The 18,498-nt window shown below is 60.8% G+C and carries 16 protein-coding genes; 2 read left to right on the forward strand and 14 right to left on the reverse strand.

Features of this window, described 5'->3' with window-relative positions; genetic code table 11:
• Window positions 1-25 precede the first annotated feature (25 nt).
• Window positions 26-472 (reverse strand): hypothetical protein, encoded by a 447-nt coding sequence (locus tag DWU99_RS13680; RefSeq protein ID WP_115478630.1) that lies wholly within the window; start codon window positions 470-472, stop codon window positions 26-28.
• 211 nt (window positions 473-683) lie between these two features.
• On the opposite strand from DWU99_RS13680, the gene DWU99_RS13685 reads away from it, so the two are divergent.
• Both DWU99_RS13685 and DWU99_RS13690 read left to right on the forward strand, forming a co-directional pair.
• Window positions 684-1,667, forward strand: coding sequence for an RHS repeat-associated core domain-containing protein (locus DWU99_RS13685; protein ID WP_158543288.1), 984 nt, complete (start codon window positions 684-686; stop codon window positions 1,665-1,667).
• A gap of 59 nt (window positions 1,668-1,726) precedes the next feature.
• Window positions 1,727-2,362: a hypothetical protein gene (locus tag DWU99_RS13690; RefSeq protein WP_147292930.1), complete on the forward strand. Its 636-nt coding sequence runs from the start codon at window positions 1,727-1,729 to the stop codon at window positions 2,360-2,362.
• A gap of 45 nt (window positions 2,363-2,407) precedes the next feature.
• On the opposite strand, the gene DWU99_RS13695 is transcribed toward DWU99_RS13690, so the two are convergent.
• From DWU99_RS13695 to DWU99_RS13755, 13 genes are all read right to left on the reverse strand, one after another.
• Window positions 2,408-3,670: a threonine/serine exporter family protein gene (locus tag DWU99_RS13695; RefSeq protein ID WP_115478633.1), complete on the reverse strand. Its 1,263-nt coding sequence runs from the start codon at window positions 3,668-3,670 to the stop codon at window positions 2,408-2,410.
• A 142-nt stretch (window positions 3,671-3,812) separates the two neighbouring features.
• Window positions 3,813-4,259, reverse strand: a complete 447-nt coding sequence (locus DWU99_RS13700; RefSeq protein ID WP_115478634.1) for an NfeD family protein — start codon at window positions 4,257-4,259, stop codon at window positions 3,813-3,815.
• Between the two features lie 44 nt (window positions 4,260-4,303).
• Window positions 4,304-5,257 carry an SPFH domain-containing protein gene (locus DWU99_RS13705; protein WP_115478635.1) on the reverse strand — a complete coding sequence of 318 codons (954 nt, stop codon included), beginning with the start codon at window positions 5,255-5,257 and terminating at the stop codon, window positions 4,304-4,306.
• 63 nt (window positions 5,258-5,320) lie between these two features.
• Window positions 5,321-6,700, reverse strand: a complete 1,380-nt coding sequence (locus tag DWU99_RS13710; protein ID WP_115478636.1) for a sensor histidine kinase — start codon at window positions 6,698-6,700, stop codon at window positions 5,321-5,323.
• 103 nt (window positions 6,701-6,803) lie between these two features.
• Window positions 6,804-8,147, reverse strand: coding sequence for a sigma-54-dependent transcriptional regulator (locus tag DWU99_RS13715; protein ID WP_115478637.1), 1,344 nt, complete (start codon window positions 8,145-8,147; stop codon window positions 6,804-6,806).
• 171 nt (window positions 8,148-8,318) lie between these two features.
• Window positions 8,319-9,494, reverse strand: coding sequence for an alpha/beta fold hydrolase (locus DWU99_RS13720; RefSeq protein WP_233511142.1), 1,176 nt, complete (start codon window positions 9,492-9,494; stop codon window positions 8,319-8,321).
• A 37-nt stretch (window positions 9,495-9,531) separates the two neighbouring features.
• Window positions 9,532-10,749, reverse strand: coding sequence for an ABC transporter permease (locus DWU99_RS13725; protein ID WP_115478893.1), 1,218 nt, complete (start codon window positions 10,747-10,749; stop codon window positions 9,532-9,534).
• 10 nt (window positions 10,750-10,759) lie between these two features.
• On the reverse strand, window positions 10,760-12,088 hold the full coding sequence (locus tag DWU99_RS13730; protein WP_115478638.1) for an ABC transporter permease: 1,329 nt from the start codon (window positions 12,086-12,088) through the stop codon (window positions 10,760-10,762).
• A gap of 18 nt (window positions 12,089-12,106) precedes the next feature.
• Window positions 12,107-13,336 (reverse strand): ABC transporter permease, encoded by a 1,230-nt coding sequence (locus DWU99_RS13735; protein WP_115478639.1) that lies wholly within the window; start codon window positions 13,334-13,336, stop codon window positions 12,107-12,109.
• 1 nt (window position 13,337) lies between these two features.
• On the reverse strand, window positions 13,338-14,642 hold the full coding sequence (locus DWU99_RS13740; protein ID WP_115478640.1) for an ABC transporter permease: 1,305 nt from the start codon (window positions 14,640-14,642) through the stop codon (window positions 13,338-13,340).
• 13 nt (window positions 14,643-14,655) lie between these two features.
• Complete coding sequence (locus DWU99_RS13745; protein ID WP_115478641.1) at window positions 14,656-15,876, reverse strand: ABC transporter permease; 1,221 nt, start codon at window positions 15,874-15,876, stop codon at window positions 14,656-14,658.
• A gap of 7 nt (window positions 15,877-15,883) precedes the next feature.
• Entirely contained in the window at window positions 15,884-17,188 is a 1,305-nt protein-coding gene (locus DWU99_RS13750; protein WP_115478642.1) for an ABC transporter permease, read from the reverse strand.
• A gap of 44 nt (window positions 17,189-17,232) precedes the next feature.
• On the reverse strand, window positions 17,233-18,489 hold the full coding sequence (locus DWU99_RS13755) for an ABC transporter permease (RefSeq protein WP_115478643.1): 1,257 nt from the start codon (window positions 18,487-18,489) through the stop codon (window positions 17,233-17,235).
• Window positions 18,490-18,498 lie beyond the last annotated feature (9 nt).

The raw sequence follows: 18,498 nt of genomic DNA on the forward strand, positions 1-18,498 counted from the left end.
AGGACAAAGGGGCAATTAGCGATAGCTAGACGCAGTTAACTGGGTTATCGCATATCGCAGCCTGCACTCTGACCTGCACCGACCCATCGCTTTGAGGCGCCGCCATCACGGTGATGGTGTCGTCCTGATAGATCGTTTGCGACGAAGCGCTGGCACGTGGCATAGGCATGATATCAACACGCTGCGCATCCACCCCCACCGGCAACGCAAAAACCGTATCGCCGACCTCACCGATCGCCGCATGCACCGTGCCGTTGCGATCATTGATCTGGATATAGCGAACGCCATCGCGCTCGAACACGTAGGCATGCCAATACGGACTGACGCTGTGATCGGGCGCATTAGGCCAGGATTGGCCCAGTCCTGTGGCCGGAGCCGCCGTCTGTGCCATGGCAACGGTGGCCGTCAGGCTAACGGCGACGACGCCTGCACAAACGGTTTGACGAACTACCTGAGAAACGAAACGGAACATGGCGCGTCCTCTGCGTGAGTGATGTCTTCCCCCGTGCACCGAAATGTACCAAGAGGATTTCATAAGCGAGGCAAGACTCTTTCCTCGCGATGAGTCCGCCTATTCCTCTTCGATAGGTAGAAACCTTACGACCAAACCTCCCTACTTCGATTTCCACGCGGTCACTTTGGGTGTGCGATGCAGGGACACAGAACCCAAGGGAGGGAGACGTATGCGTCACGCCAAGACAACACACCATGCCACACGCCCTATTTGGCGCACGATCTGGCTACTGACCTGCCTGCTGCTCTGTGGCGCAGCGCATGCCGACAAAGTCACCTACATTCTCACTGATCCGAATGGCACGGTCCTGGCCGAAGCGGACGCTCAAGGCAACATCACCAAGACCTTCGACTACCGGCCCTACGGTGAGCAGGCATTAGGCCAGCCACCGAACGGCCCGGGTTACACCGGCCACGTCAACGATCCGGATACCGACCTGGTGTACATGCAGGCGCGGTATTACGACCCGGAGACGGGACGGTTTTTGAGTGTGGACCCGGCGGGGCCTGCGCCGGGCGATGTGTTTGGGTTCAATCGCTATGCGTATGCCCATAACAACCCCATCACCAATGTCGACCCAAACGGTCGCGAATCGGCATCGCTCACTCTGCAAGGGGTGACCGCACTGCAAGCCGACATCGCTCAGACGACACCTGCCCAGGCGAGTCAGGCGCTAATGGCGATGAGTCTGATCCCGGGGATCGGCGACATCCCCAACATCGCGCAAGCAGTGCATGACCCTTCGTTTCCCAATATTGCCGTAGCTACCATCGGCGTAGTGGGTTCGGAGGTGAGTGGCCCGGTAGCGGGGGTGTTCAAAGAAGTCGCTGAAGTCAAAACAGCGAACCAGTTAGGAAAAGAAGGCGAAGCGGCGGTGCGGGCGGTCTACGACATCGGCGATAAGAAGTCGATAATGGTCAATGGCCGTACGCGAGTTCCCGATGGGGTGAAGCCAGGTGAGAGTCTTAGCGAAGTGAAGAATGTGGGCAAGCTAAGCCTTACGGGGCAGTTACGAGATTACCGGGACTTTTCTCAAAGCGAAGGATCGCGATTCAACTTGTACACTCGGCCCGACACACAATTTTCGGGCCCCTTGCAAGACCAATTTGATCAGGGTCTTATCAACCGGATGGATATTCCACCAGCCCAATGACGACAAAACGATCTAAAACAGCCCGGGTACCGTTGACGACGGAAGCGCTTGAGCATCTCATGCGCCACAAGCCAAGAGAATTGGACAGGATGAGATTGACAGAGGAGGAGACAGCACGCCTGCGTGAAATCAACAGGACAAGAGAGCAAGAGATAGCCGAGCGCGTCGCGCGAATGCGCTTGGAACAGGAGTCACTATTGCGTGAATTGCACGCCGTCGGAATGAAAATCGAATATGTAGTTGACTTGATCGGCATGTCTCAACGCTATGAGCAAGCCATCCCCATTTTGCTGAAGCACTTGGTGATGCCTTACTCGGATGCGACAAGAGAAACCATTGCGCGCTCCCTGGCCGTCCGTGAGCCTGAAGTGCAGAAGGCATGGCCGATCCTGGTTGAGGAATACCGCAAGGCCCCGATGGGCTGGGGGATCAAGGGGCCTGGCGATATCAACGAATACCGCCTCGGAGCGAAGAATGGCTTGGCTTGCGCGTTAGCGGTTGCCGTCACGGACGAAACGCTGGAAGAGCTGATCGACATCGCCAAAGATCGTACGCAAGGCGAAAGCCGACTCCTGCTGCTTTCGGCGTTGAAGAAGCGCCGCAAGAAGAATCCCCTGGCAGCACAGGCGATTGAAGAACTGGCGAGCGACCCTGATCTCGCAAAGGAAATCGCGTCATGGCGAAAACGTAGATAGGCGTCAATGTAAAGAAGGTGGGCAAAGCACTTTCTTAACACTCTGTCAGAGCGATCGCCGTGGCGCCACCAGCAATTCGCCAAACATCAGGCCACCCACCAGCGAAATTAGCAGCGTGACCAGTAACAGGCTGGTATCGAAACCCAGCCCCGTATTGCGATCAAGCAGCAAGGACACGCCGCGAAAACCCACGCTGCCCGGCACCAGCAGCAGGATGCCCGGTTCGCGAACAACGGCACCCGGCCGGCCGGCATACCTGGCATAGAGATTCGACAAGGCACTCAGCAGAAGACCGCCCAGAAACACTCCGAACGGCGCGGCAGGCAAATTGACCGAAATAAGCCCACCCAGGCGCGTGGCGAGATAACCCACGATCACCGCGCCAATGACCACCGGCCAATCCCGTTTGGCCGCCCGGAACAGCATCGCGAACGCGATCGCCGCAACCAGCAGCGCCGGATAATCCACCCACGCCGGCAACGCAGGCAATTCGAAATCGCGCGGTTCGATGCCGAACACGGCGCAAACCTGCGTAGCAGCCGCCACGCCAAAGGTGAGTTTGAGCAAGGTCGACATCGCGCCGCCCATGCGCGCCATGCCCGAGACCAGGTGCTGGCTGGAAATCTCGCGCACCGCCGTGGTGAGCGACATGCCCGGCACCAGGATGATCAATCCCGCCAGCACCACCGATTTGATCGCCAGCGGCACCACGAACGCGCTGAACACGATCGCCACCAGGGTGGCCACCATCGCGCAGATCGCATCGCTCGCCACGGCCAGACGCGGCCGCGTCGCCGACAAGATGCTGATGCCGCCGATGATCAGGCCGACGGCTGTCGCCACCAGCACATCCACCCAGGCACTGTGCAAAAACAGCGCATCGATGGCCCCGGCCGAAAGACCGTAGCTGATGACCAGCCCCACTTTCTGACGGCGCGTGTCAGGTAGCTCCAGCGCGCGAAGCAGGCGAAATCCCTCGCGCAGATCCAGTTCACCGGCAATCACACGGTCGGCGATTTCGTCGGCGCGGCAAAGCTTGTCGAGGTTGACGTCGCCGGGCGGCAAACGCACCACCTGCGTGGCGTGCGCCACACGCCCCTCATCCCCCTGCGCCAGATCCGCAAAGGAAATGATGATCGCCGTCGGACTGGACCATACGTCCGCACTCAAGCCGATACGTTGCGCCGAACCGGAAATGGCCATCTCCAGGCGCGGCGAGGAAGCACCGTACTTGTGCAACCGGCACGCCAGTTCGATCAGGAAGGCTATGCGCGTATTGAGTGCCGTGGTGGCGAATTGGACGCTCATGCAGCAGCCACCCTTCGGGTGACTCGGCAGAATGTGTTTGTAGAGGCAATAGATAAGCGCATGGCGACATTCTTACCGGAAGCGCGTCCTTTGTGCATGCGTTGCGAAGCCCTCTCCCCTTCGGGGAGAGGAAGAAATGCGCTTAGCCCGGCCGTACCTTCAACGTCGTCCCTTCCACGGCTACCACTTCGACCGTCGTACCAACTGGCAGATCAGGTCCGCTCACCAGCCACTGCCCATCGCCCACGCGAGCTTTACCCCGTCCGTTGACGATCGCTTCGATCAGCACGTAGCGCCCGCCGATCAACTGCTCGCCACGGCGATTCAAGCGTGCGTCACCCGGCTCGTCATGTTGCAGTTTCGGACGCAGCACGTACCAGTAGACCGCGCAGGACACGAACGCCAGCACCGCGAAGGCGACTGCCTGGAACAGCAACGACGTACCCGGCACGACCAGCACCAGCACGCCCGTTGCCGCCGCACCGATGCCGATCCACAACATGAAGTAGCCGGGCATGATCACCTCGATGGCGATCAGCACCAGCGCAACGATCCACCACAAATAATGCGCGGCAATGCTTGCGAACATGGATGGCTCCGTAGGATGTCTTCGTCACGCCAACGCGTTTGCGCTCAGCTTACCGGCGGTGGGGCGCGACGCGCGGCGATCTTCTCTTGCTGCTGGCCCAGCGATTCCTTCGCCAGTTCGGCGATGCCCGCCAGCGAACCGAGGATGCCTGTCGCCTCCATCGGCAACAGCAGCATCTTCTGGTTGGGCGAATTGGCCATTTCCTTCAGTGCCTCGACGTACTTGTTGGCGATGAAGTAATTGAGTGCATTGACGTTGCCGCTGGCAATCGCCTCGGACACCATCGACGTCGCCTTGGCCTCCGCCTCGGCCGAACGCTCGCGCGCCTCGGCCGCGCGGAATGCTGCTTCTTTCTCACCCTCGGCCGCCAGGATGACCGACTGTTTCTCGCCTTCGGCCTTGAGGATCGCGGCTTGGCGGAAACCTTCGGCTTCGAGAATATTCGCTCGCTTCTCGCGTTCGGCCTTCATCTGCCGCGCCATCGAGTCGATCAGGTCGCGCGGCGGCGCGATGTCCTTGATCTCGATGCGGTTGACCTTTACACCCCATGGATGCGTGGCTTCGTCGACGACCTTCAACAACTTTGCATTGATCGCATCGCGCTGACTCAACGACTCATCCAGGTCCATCGAACCGAGCACGGTACGAATGTTGGTCATGACCAAGGCGAGCGCGGCCTGTTGCAGATTGGCCACTTCATACGCGGCTTTGGCGGCGTCCAGCACCTGGTAGAACACCACGCCGTCGACACGTACCACCGCGTTGTCCTTGGTGATCACGTCCTGGCTTGGCACGTCCAGCACCTGCTCCATCATGTTCATCTTGCGGCCGATGCCGTACATGACGGGAATGAGAAAGTGCAGACCGGGCGATAGTGTGCTGATGTATTTGCCGAAACGTTCAACAGTCCATTCGTAACCCTGCGGAACGACACGCACCAGCTTGGCCAGTACGACGAACACGAGCACGATGATGACCAATGCAACGATACTTCCCATGGCAACCCCTCCTTTTGATCGGCTGAGTATAGGGCAGCCGAGGAGTCGGTCCAGTTGGGGCGATCAGCTGGCGGTAGCGCTCTGAGGCAAGACCAGCGTGACCCGCAGGCCGCCGTCTTCGCGATTGGCCAGTGCGATGCGCCCGCCGTGCGCCTCGCTGATCTCGCGCGCCAGCGCCAGACCAAGGCCCGTGCCGGAACGCTTGGTGGAATAGAACGGCAGCAGCGCCTGCGCCAGTACCGCCTCGCTCATGCCGGGACCGCGATCGGCGACTTCGATGCGCAACTCGTGCCCGACCACGTTCAGCCCGAGGGTGACGCCTTCCGGCGCGCTGCCCGATTCGTGCGCATTCTTGATCAGGTTGATCAACACCTGTTCGATCTGCACCGGATCGAACCAGCCCGGCTGCGAGGGGGCGTTCCCCTGCAATTGAAACCGGCAATGCAAAGCGAGTGCATCCAGGAACGGCTTCCATTCGATCGCCGCGATACGCGGCGCCGGCAACTTGGCAAAACGCGCGTAGCCATCGATAAAGCCATGCAGATGACGCGCGCGCTCGCCGATCGTGGCAAACACCCCGGGCAGGCGTTGCACGTCGCCCCTCCGCGCGAGTTCGGCACCGGAATGGGCGAGCGAGGAAATCGGCGCCAGCGAGTTGTTCAACTCATGGCTGACCACGCGAATGACACGCTTCCAGGCGGCCACTTCCTGCCGCGACAGTTCGCGCGTCATGCGGCGGAACAGTTGCAGCCGATGCGGACGTCCCTGCAAACGGAAAGCGCGCTGCGAAAGATGGAAGGTTTCCTCGCTGCCATCCATTTCCACACTGAACAGCGCGTCTTCGGTGCCTTCGATCGCCTTGCGCAACGCTTCCGGGGCGTCGGCGATCAAGGTGGCGAAATGCAATCCGTTGAGGGTGCGCCCTTCGTTGAACAAATGCCGCGCGGCGATGTTGGCATACGCCACACGGTCGCCGGCATCGGTCAGCACGAGTGCGACCGGCGTGTTCTGCACCACCGTATCGAGCAGCAATTCGCGCTGCGCGAGATTCTGGCGCTGCTCGCGCAACGTCTGCCCCAGCTCGTTGTGCATGTGGATCAAATCGCCCAGCTCGTCGCGACGATTCAGCGCAATGGAAATACTGAAGTCGCCATCGCGGTAACTGGCCACCGCGCTTTCCAGTGCACGCAGCAAGCGCTTGACCGGATCCATCACGATATGACCGAGCCACCAGCACAATGGCAACAGCACGAGGGCGCAAATGACAAATATGTCGACGCGAGAAGGTTGGAAGACCGAAGCATGTCGTCCCATGGCTTCCTGCATCCACGCAAACGCTTGCGGCAGCGGCCACTCGGTCACGCCGATATAGACCAGCGCACCGGTCAGTGCGGCCAGGGCAAGCAACAGAGTGAGGCGCCCCTCCAGCGACCTCAACCGCATCGTTCGGCCTTGCTCAGGTACATGAGGTGCGGCATCGACGCTCTCCTTGGAACATATGCCATGTTCTACAACGCCAATGGCGGTATGTACTACTGCCCGAAGGTCACGTCTGGGAAATCAGCCCGTAGCGCTCCATGCGCCGATACAGCGCCTGACGCGAGAGACCCAGCGATTGTGCCGCGCGACTCACCACGCCTTCGGCCTTCTGCAGTGCCGATTCCACGACCTCGCGGCTGGGCTCGTCGAGATTCCGCACCGCCACGGCGCCGGCAATCTGCGGCAGATTGAGCTGCTCCGGCGTGATCGGACCGGAACCCGCCAGCAGCGCCGCGCGCTCGATCGCGTTCTTCAACTCGCGCACGTTGCCAGGCCACGCATAACCCATCAGGGCTTCGCGCGCGGCATCGCTCAGCTGCGCACGTCCGGCCAGGAAATGCTCGGCCAGCGGCAGGATGTCGTCGATGCGCTCGGAAAGCGGCGGCAGGTTCACGTCGATCACGTTGAGGCGGTAATACAGGTCCTCGCGGAACGTGCCGGCGCGGATCATCGCCTTGAGGTCCGCGTTGGTCGCGCTCAGCACGCGCACCTTCACCTTGCGTGTACGGCCGGAGCCCAGTCGTTCGAACTGCCCCGTTTCCAGCACGCGCAGCAGCTTCATCTGTCCCGGCAACGGCAGGTTGCCGATTTCGTCCAGGAACAGCGTGCCGCCATCGGCCAGCTCGAAACGCCCCTCGCGCGCCTTGTTGGCACCCGTATAGGCGCCCGCTTCGGCGCCGAACAGCTCGGCCTCGATCAGCTCGCCCGGCAACGCGCCGCAATTGACCGCGATGAACGCGCCATTCCGGACCGCCGAATTGGCATGCACGATGGCCGCGATGCGCTCCTTGCCGGCGCCGTTGGGGCCGGTGATCAGCACCGGCACGTCCGAGCGGGCGACCTGGCAGGCCAGGTCCAGTGTGCGTGCCATGGCCTCGGAGGCGAATACCAGGCCATCGAGGTCGTACTTGCTCTGCAGCGCCTCACGGCGCTTGCGACGCTCCAGCCGCGTGCGATTCACTTCGCGGGTGGACTCGGACAATTCGAGCAGGTTCTCCACCGTTGCCAGCAATTTGGCGTCGTCCCAGGGTTTGGCCAGATAGTCGGCGGCGCCGGCCTTGACCAGCTCCACCGCCGTTTCCAGATGCGTCCAGGCCGTGAGCAGGATCAACGGCAAATCCGTGTGGCGCTGGCGGATGGCGCGGAAAAGCTCCACGCCTTCTTCACCGGATGTGGTGTCCGCCGTGAAGTTCATGTCCTGGATCACCACGTCCACGGACTCCCGCTCCAGCATTTTCAGGCCTTCGTCGGGCGTCAGCGCGGACAGGGGACGCACGTCGTGCAGCGAAAGCAGCAGCGACAGAGCCTCACCCACGGCCGGGTTGTCGTCGATGATCAGTACGGTACGCATTCGTTTCCTACACATGCCGGCATAGATGCGGCTCCTGCCGAAAAGGTTGCCATGACCGCCGGCCCACGTATATGAAAATCGGTCACGCCGCCTACGTACCGTACTGCAACCCACTGATTGCGCGAGAACACTGGGGCATTATTCAGAGTCGGCCGCGTGCCCGGAGCCCGATCATTGACCCCGCGCTACCTCCGTAGGCGCTGCGTCGTTCATCTTCTGCGCCAACGGCAGCGCATCGGTCACCAGATGCACCAGGAAACGGCCCGGCTGCTCCATCATCACCATGTGCGCAGAATCGGCGAACAGCACCAGGTGCTTCGAAGGCGCCTGCAGCTTGTCGAACCATTGCTCGGCAAGTTCATGGGAAGTGGTCTCGTCGTGCGCGCCGACGAAGAGGATCACCGGGCAACCGAACTGCGTGACATGGTCGAAATCGACCGCCGTCACGGAATCCATCAGATGCTGGATCGTGAATACGCTTCCCTTGTCGATCGCATCCAGTTCCTGCTGGCTGTAATCGGGCGACAGCTGCTCGGCATCGGAGTCGAATGCATAGTTCTTCCGGCCATAGGCGAGACCGCCGTAAGACATCTCCCACTTGCTGCGCACGCCCAGTCGCTGAAGCGTCAGGGGCGCCGTGCCCGGATAGGGCGCAATGGACTCAAGTTCCTTGATCGCTTGCGCATCGCCGCTCGCCTTCGCGCTACGCAAGGCGAAGTCGAATCCCACTTCCTCATTGCGGCGCACATTCACCACCTGCCCCACGCCGATATAGGCGTAGAACCATTCCGGATGCGCTTGCGCCAGGCGCGTGCCCAGCACCGTGCCCCACGAATGCCCCATCAGGAAAATCTTCTGCTTGCCATAGTGCTCGCGCAGGTACTGCACGACCTTCGCGGCATCGTCGGTCATGCCGTCGATGGTCATGCCCGGCGCCATCTGCTTCTCGGTGTTGGCCGCGTAGGTCTTGCCCGCGCCGCGCTGATCCCACTGCACCACGGTGAAGTAATCCTCCCACGGCGACTGATAGGTGTAATCGGTCGGCATGCTCGGCGATGCGGGACCGCCATGCAGCACCAGCAAAATCGGATTGCGGCGATCCCTGCCGCGAATGGAAAGCCACTGGTCGATACCGTTGATATGCACCTTCACCGAGGCCTCGATGCCGTTCGGCGACACGATGCGGCGGCTGTTGGCGATGATCGCGGTGACATCGGCTCGCGTCATCGTCGGCGGATTGGCCTTTGCGGAAGCATCGTCCTGCTTCGTCGCGTCGGCATGCAATGGTGCCATCGCAACCATGGCTACGCATGCCGCAAGGCGGCACAGTGTTCGGGACATCTTCATGTTGTTTTTTCCTTGTTGATGTTGATAGTTCCTGCCCTCACGCGGATCGTGTCGCCACCACCGGCGGCACGGCCGCGGCGCGCAACGCAGGGCCAAGCACGGCGAGCTGACCGAGTGCCCACAGCACCATCGCGCTGGCCAACAAATACGCGACGGGCAGATGAGTGACCTCGTACACCTTCATCAGCACGATGTTGAGCGCATAGGCGAGCAGCACGCCGATGAGGATGCCCAGGGTCACGATCAGGAAATTCTCGGTCTGGAAATAGCGCAGGATGTCCGCGCGCGTGGCACCGATGGCGCGGCGGATACCGATCTGCCTGCGACGTTGCTGCACCCAGAAACTCGCCAGGCCGACGATGCCGAGTGCCGTCACCAGCATCAGCGCAAGAATCACGCCCGACAAAATTCCGATCATCGAGCGATCGCTGCGGAAATAGCGCTCGCGCAGATCGCTGACGAGACCGCTGTCTTCATGATCGAACACCACCTCGGGCGCGATCCTGGGTATCGCCAACACGGCTTCGCGAAAAACGCGCGGCAGATCCTGCGGCGCCGCCTGGATCACATAGGTACCGGCGAGCTGGTTTTCCGGCTTCACGGGCACGAACACGGAAAATTCCTCCGTGCCGGCACCGCGGCCTTCCGGTTGCGGAATCGCCAGATGATCGATGATGCCGATCACGCGAAAGTGAAAGCCGACACACCAGAATTCCTTGCCCAGCGGATCTTCGCGCGACCACAAGGCATCCGCCAATGACCGGGTCACCAGCACCATCGATTCCTTCGGTTCGAAGTTGTTCTCGATGGGCCGGTAGTCGTCCTGCGTAGGCATGCGGCCGGCCAACAGGCGCACGCCCAGCATGCGCAGACTCGCCGCGTCGCCGTTGTACATGTTGGCGATATGGTCGTAATGCTGCCCGGCGGGATCGGTAGTGACCCCGTTGATGAATTGGCGCGGGCTGAACGGCACGGTGTTGAGGACACCTGCCGCTTTGACTCCTGGCAGCGCCGAAAGACCGGCCACCATGCGGGCGTTGAGGTCACCGGCGTGCTCGGGAGCGTAGCCATCCACCGCGATGTAGGCCAACGCCTTTTCGTCCACGCCGCTCGTGATGCGCATGGACTCGATGCGATTGACGATAAGAAAGCAGGCATTGCACAGCACCGCGCAAGCCAGCGCGATCTCCAGAGCGATCAGGAACGTCGCGACTCGATGGCGGCGAAGTGCGGTCAGAATCGGGCCTATCTGCATGATGCGCACCTCACAGGGTTTTCAGTTGCAAGGCCGGCGCGATGCGGCTTGCATGCAGCGCCGGCAACGTCCCCGCCAGCAGGCTGACCAGCACAGCCAGCAGGAACGTCGAGCCAAACATCACCAGATCCATGTGGGCCAGATCCGCATAGGCGACCGGCTGCGCACGCACCCATTGCAGGCCAAGCAGCGTAAGCAGCCAGCCGCAGGTGCCTCCGAGCACGCCGATGGCTCCCGCCTCGAACAGGCACTGCATGAATATCTGTTTGCGCGAAGCACCCAACGCGCGGCGTATGCCGATTTCACCGCCGCGCCGCAGGAACTTCACCAGCAGAAGGCCGACTGTGTTGCACAGGCAGATCAACAGAAACGACAACGCGAGCCAGGTTTGCAAACGCACATCGCTGGGCACCACCTGGTTGAATGCAAGCCAATCCATCAGATTGCGCAGTCGCGTGTTGTCCGCATACCCGATGCGGCCCGCCGCTTTCTGCTGCGCGGCATAGTCGGCGAGAAAGTTGCGATACGACGCAACTTTCGCAGCGGAACCCAGCTCCACCCAAAGGCCGATCCACACGCAACCGGCACCCACCAGGTGCCCCGCCACCTTCGGTGCTTCCCAGCAATTGAATTGTTCGAAGTTGCCGTCATTGATTTGCAAGCTGGTAAAGAACGGCGTGAAGACATCCTGCGGCTTGGCGTAGTAATCGGCTGTCTGCCCGTGCGAAAAGCGGCCCCCGACCACGTAATAGAATTGCGGCGTCGGACGCCAGGGCTTCAGCACGCCCACGATGCGCACGTCCGCATCGTGCAAGCGCAGCACGCGCCCCACGCTGTTGGCACCGCCATAGAGCTTGTCGTTGAGATCCGCCGAAATCACGGCAACGCGGCTTCGGTGCGTATCGTCGTCAGCGCTCCACGGGCCGCCATACTGAAACGGCACATTGAACATGGTGAAGAAATCCGCGGTCGGCGACAACAGCATCCCCATCGAGGGAGGCTGCTGGACATCCTGCGCTGCGATCTTTACCGGACTTTCCACGACCAGCGTTTGCCGGTCGGCCTTGTGCGCGCTCCACAAATCGACGGCGGACTGATAATCCAGCATGTCCGGCGGTTCGTTGTGATGACTGGGCGAAAGCGGCGGATTCGCATCGATCTGCGCATAAAAAATCGAATCGCTCTTGCCGGGCAACGGATTGCCCGACAGCAAATGCATGACCGTCAACGTAGTCATGCTTGCGCCGATACCCACGGCGATCGCCAGCACCATCAGCGCCGTCAGCACCTTGTTGTGCCTGAGACTGCGCAGCGCGAGATCCATGTAGTAACCCATCATGCTTTCGTCCTTCGCCGCTCAGACCGATCGCGTCGCCACGACCGGTGGCACAGCCGCGGCACGCAAGGCAGGACCAAGCACAGCCGCCTGTCCGATGGCCCAGAGCGTGACGGCTCCGATCGGGAAGTAAATCGCCGGCAACCGCGGCAACTCGTAGTGCATGATCAGGAACAGGTTGATGCCGTACGCGAGCACCATGCCGAGCGCGATACCGATCGTGGTCAACAGGAAGTTCTCGGTCTGGAAGTAACTGAGAATGTTGCGGCGCGTGGCACCCAGCGCACGGCGCACGCCGATGCTGCGATTGCGCTGCGCCACCCAGAAGCTTGCGAGGCCGACGATACCGAGCGCGGTCACGACCAGGAGTGCGATGCATACGCCCAGGAGAATGCCGGCCATCGCGCGATCGTTCCGGAAGTAGTTGTGGCGCAGCTGGTCCTCGGTGCCCTTGTTCAGAACGATCCGATTGGGATCGAGCGCCTTCAGTTTCGCCAGTGCTTCCTTCAACACCTGGTCGCGATCCTGTGGCGCGCAGCGCAGCACATAAATCGCTCCCTGCGACATGGCGATGCGGATCGGATTGATCACGCTGTATTGGGCACCCTTTTCAAACTGATTCGGCCGCGCCAGTTGCTTGAGGACACCAACGACAGTCAGTGGAATGCCCTGCCCCACATACACCTGCTTGCCGAGCGGACTCTGACCGGGCCAAAGACGATTGGCGACGGCCTGGGTGACCAAGGCCGATTTCGGCAGTGCGTTGAGGTCTCCTTTTCTCAGACCCGCGAATACCTTGTCGAGATCCTGGTATTCCTCGGGCTGAAAATCGCGTCCGGCGACAACCTGCAACCCATAGGTCTGCACCATGTTTTCGCCAAAGTACTGCGCGGAGTTGATGGTGTCCTTCTGCTGGGTCTGATCGATGCGCAGGCCCATGTTGGACGATGAATCGCCAAAGGGAATCTGGTTCATCATCGTGACCGATTTCACGCCCGTGATCTGCCGAAGCGCCGCCACATCGGCGGCACTGCGCGCCATGCCGTCCGAAGGCATGCCGATATAGGCCATGTGAACGTAGACGAGTTCATGCTCGGCGATGCCCGTGGTCATGTCCATGCGCTCAAGACGCTGGCCGATCAGGAACACCGCATTGCAGACGATGGCGCAGGTCAGCGCGATTTCCGCAATCAACAGGCAGGCCGTGAACTTGTGCCGGCGCAACGTGGAAAGAATGGGCCGTATATCCATATCAGTTCCCCTTGAGCTGCAATGCCGGCGCCACGTGGCAGGCACGCCACGCCGGTAGAAGACCGGCAATCAGACTTGCGCCGACGGCGATGATCAGCGTCGTCAACAACATGGCGATGTCCATGCGTGCCAGTTCTGCGTAGTCGGCAGGCTGCTGGCGAACCAGCCACAGGCCGAACAGTGCCAACAGCAAGCCACCCAAGCCACCCAGCAAGCCGACGACACCCGATTCGATGAGCAACTGCCCGAACAATGCGCGCTGCGATGCGCCCAACGCGCGTCGCACACTCAGCTCGCTCGCGCGACGCATGAATTTGGCGAGCATCAAGCCCACGGTATTGATCAGGCATACCGCGAGGAAACCAAGCGAAAGCCACATCTGCAGGCGCGTATCGCTCGGCACTACCTGCAGGTAATCCAGCCACTGCATCAGGTTGCGCAAACGTACATTCGGCGGACGCAGGAACCGTCCGGCGGTGTGCTGGTCCTGCGAATAATGTTCGAGAAAACTCTTGTAATCGGCCACGCTCGCCGGCGTATCAAGCTGCACCCAGAATTGCAGCCACGTGCAGTTCACCGTTTCCAGGTGCTCCGGGTCGCCGCCGGAATTGCCCCAGCAATCGGTGGAGCCGTCGTGTTCCATCTTCAGGTCGCGTGCCGTGGTCAACGGCAGATAGACGTCCTCGTCGCTCGCGTAGCTGCCCATGTACCACTCGTAAAAGTGCGGATTGGGATGCCAGTCGCCCAGCACGCCGATGATGCGGAAGGCCGTTTCCTGCAATCGCAGCACCTGCCCGACGCTGTTCTTGCCACCGAACAACTTGTCGTTGAGCGACGCGCTGATGACGGCGACGCGAGCCTTGCCCTCGTCTTCGGTGTCGACCCAACCCGTGCCGTACTTGAAGGGCACGCCGAACATGGGAAAGAAATCGGAACTCGTATAAAGCGCGACGGCCTGGAACGGATCGACAGTCGATTGCGTCGGCTGCAACGGCACCATGCCGCCCGTCATCAGCGCTTGTCTTGCCGCACGCTTGGCGTGCAGGAGGTACATGCCGTCCACCCAGGACAACTGTTCCGGCGGCTCGACGTTTGGTCCGTAATCGACCATGTCGCGCGGATCGATCTGCGGGTAGTAGAGCGAACCGCTGCGCTGCGGCAGCGGATCGCCCGAAAGCACATGCAGCACCGTCAGCGTGGTCATGCAGGCGCCGATACCCAAGGCAATGGCGAGCACCATCAGCGCCGTCAGAGCCTTGTTGCGCTTGAGACTGCGAAAAGCAAGGTCAAAGTAATACGCGAACATGAGTACGCGCTCCTTATGTCGGCTGAGTTGCTACCACCGGTGGCACAGCGGCTGCGCGCATGGCTGGGCCGGATACCGCCACCTGCCCGATCAACCACAACGCGAGCGCACCGAACGGCAAGTAGTACCAGGGCATGCGATCGAGTTCGTATTGCTTCATCAGGTAGAGATTGACGCCATAGGCCATCACCATGCCGAGCACCACGCCTGCCGAACTGAGCAGGAAGTTCTCGGTGCGGAAATAATTGAGAATGTCGGCGCGCGTCGCCCCGACTGCCCGGCGGATGCCAATCTGCCGACGACGCTGTCCGACCCAGAAACTGGTGAGGCCCACGATGCCGAACGCCGTCACGGCCAACATCACCGCGCACACAAGGACCAGAATCCACACCATGCTGTTGGTGTCTGCGTAGTACTTGTCGCGAATGGACTGGAAGGTGGCGCCCTTCACCACCGCCTGTGGACTCGTAGCCTGCAATTTCTCGACGGCCTGCTGCAGGACGCGATCGCGGTCGGCAGGCGTACTGCGCAACACATAGTTGCGCATCACATCATCGGCGCCGACGGGAAAGAAGGCGTTGTAGTAGGACTTGCTTTCGTTGCTTGTCCACAAACGGGGGCGCAACACATCAGCCACCACCCCAACAACGGTGTAATAGTTCGGCTTGGAATACAGCGTCTTGCCCAGCGCCGATTGGCCTGGCCAGAGTTGCTTGCTCAAGGCATCCGTAATGATGACGACGTGCGTGTTTGGCAATGCAGCATTGTTGATCGCGTTATCAACATATTCGCTGTCGTTGAAATACCGCCCCTCGCGCAGTTGCAGACCCATCGCGCTCTGGAAATCCTGACCGACGAAATAGAGGGTGACGTTAGTGTTCTTCTGATCGGTGACAGACGAATCGGGCGTGATGCCGAAGCTCCAGCCCCAATTGTTGTTCGTCAGTGGAAGCGTGTGCACAACGCTCACGGCTTGTACGCCGGCAATCGAACGCAGCGCGGCGAGATTGCGCTGAGTATCACTGCCTATCAACTTCGGATCGGTGCCTTGCAAGGACACCGAAACAAGCCCCTGTTCGTCCATGGCGTTGGAAAGTCGCATCTGCTTCACTCTTCCGCTGATCATGAATACGGCATTGCAAAGCACGGCACATGCCAGTGCGATCTGCAGCACGATCAAGAGCGTCGGGATGCGGTGCTTTTTGAGGCTGGAAACAATCGGGCGAATTTCCATAATCACCTCAGGCAGCCTTGAGTTGAGGAGCTGGCGCCACGACACAGGCGCGCCAGGCGGGCAATAGTCCGGCGATGAGGCTGGCCACAAGCGCCACGGCAAATGTGACGAGGAACATTTCGACATCCAGGTGCGCGAGGCTCGCGTACTGGGCGGGCTGGTGTCGGACTCCCCATAGCCCAAGTACCGCCAGCACTAGGCCCAGTACGCCACCCGCGACACCGACGATCGCCGCTTCAACCATGAACTGCGTAAAGATGTCGCGCCGGGTGGCACCCAATGCGCGGCGCACGCCGATCTCGCGCGAACGACGCAAACATTTCGCCAGCAGGAGACCTACCGTGTTGACGACGCAGATCAGCAAAAAGCCGAACGCCAGATAGGTTTGCAGTTTGGCGTCGTTGGGCACCACCTGTTGGTCGCTTAGCCAGCTCATCAGGTCCAGCAACGACGTTTCCGAACGCTTGAAGCGTCCCAGCGCCACTTGCTGCTTCGCGTAGCCATCGAGGAACATGCGGTAGTTGGCAACCGCCGTACTGTCGTCCAACTGCACCCACATGCCGAGCCACTCGCACGGCGCAGATTCCAGATGCTGGAGATCGCTGACCGACGCATAGCACTCCGTATCCTGCGGCCCCTTGTCCAGGGAACGTGCAGTCTTCAGTGGCATGAACACCGCATCGCCGTCGCCGTAATCGTGGCCGCCCAGGTCCGTGGCATAAAAGCGAGGTTGCGGCGCCCAGTGCTTCAGCACGCCGACGATACGGAAGTCGCGATCGTCGATGCGTATCGTCTTGCCCACGCTATTGGCACCGCCGAACATCTTGTTGTTGAGAAAATCGGCGATTACGACCAGCGTTGCACGGCTTTCGTCGTCATCGGCGGTCCAGCCGCTTCCGTACTGAAATGGCGCATTGAACAGCGCGAAAAAATCCGCCGTCGTCATCACGCCATCCGCGAAATAAGGATGATCGTTGGGATGCTGCGTATCGATCTTCGCGTCGATAAGCGCCATCGCAGCCTGCCGCACCGCACGATGCGCATGCATCAGGTTCATGGCATCGGTGTACGACATGATGCTATCGGGCTTGGTCTGCCCCGGGACATAGCCTTCCAACGGATTGGGATCCACGCGCGCATAGAAAAGGTTTGCGCTCTTCTCCGGCAGCGGATCGCCAGACAGCAGCTTCAGCACGGTCAACGTGGTGATCGACGCGCCAATACCGAGCGCAAGCGTCACGATCATCAGTGCCGTAAGAATCTTGTTGCGCCTGAGACTTCGCACAGCAAGATCGAGATAGTAACCAAGCATTGCACCCCTCCCAAGGTAGACTTCCATGTAAAGAAAAGCTCGCGTTACACCGATCTCGTCGCCACCACTGGCGGCACGTTCGAAGCGCGACGCGCAGGAACGAATACCGCAATTTGCCCAAGCACCATTACCACGAGCAAGCCAAGAAGCACGTAGTACACGGGCAAACTCTGCATCTCGAACTTGCTCATGAGCAGGCGATTCAAACCGATCGCCATCACAACACCGACGACCGCACCGACACCGGCAATCATCAGGTTCTCCAGCTGGAAGTAATGCAAGATGTCGATCTTGCGCGCGCCCAGCGCACGCCGCACGCCGATCTGGCGATGCCGCTGTCCGACCCAGAAACTGGTCAGGCCGACGATTCCCGCTGCGGTGACCGCAAGCAGAATCAGGCACACCACGCCCATCAGCACCGCCATGCCGATGTCCGCCCGGTAAGCATCGCCGCGGATATCGCCGAACCGCTTGACGCCGTCGTCTTCATCGATCACACGCAACGGATTGCCGTTGTAAAGCGCCGCGGCGGCAGTGCGCGCCACGGCGTCCAGCTGACCCGGCCGCGTGCGTACGGCGTAGCGTGAGAACGTCGCATTGATCCGGAACGGCATCAAGGTCGAGTACCAGGTGAAGTTGTCGCCCCAGCCGACGGCCGGCGTCTGCATGCGCCTGACCACGCCGATGATCGTGCTGGGCGTGCTGCTGCCATCGAAATAAACCACCTTCCCCACCGCTGAGCCATCAGGGAACAGCCGTTTGGCCAAATCTTGGGTCACGATGACAATCGGCGGCTCGCCCTGGTCGCGCATGCCTTTGTGGGCGATTTCGGATGCGTTGAAATTGCGTCCTTCAACGATCTGCAGTCCGAGCGTTCCGATCATCTGCTCGTCGCCGAAGTACATGGCGGTGTGTACATCGTTCTTCCCCGGCGTCTGCTCGCCAGGCTTCACGGCAACGCCTCCCACCCAACTCGAATTGAGCAAGGGCAACGAGGTGATCGACGTGACCGACGTGACATCCGGCTGACGCCTGAGCGTATCGAGATCCTGACGGAGCATGCTGTCGAGCTGCTGCACGCCCGCCGGCGTATCCATGCTCGGCGCCCCCACCCATTGCTGGGTGATCAGCAGCAGATTGCTTTCGTCGATGCCCGTCGGCCGGTGCACCTTCTCCACGCGGCTGTAGATGATGAACACCGCGTTGCACACGATCGCCAGCGTCAGGGCGATCTGCAAGGCAATCAGCACGACGCCGGCCTTGTGTTTGCGTAGCGCTGCAAGAATGGGATGGAGGCTCATGAGCGTGTC

Origin of the sequence: Dyella psychrodurans, from assembly GCF_003363265.1 — a bacterium.
GTDB classification, from domain to species: Bacteria; Pseudomonadota; Gammaproteobacteria; order Xanthomonadales; family Rhodanobacteraceae; genus Dyella_B; species Dyella_B psychrodurans.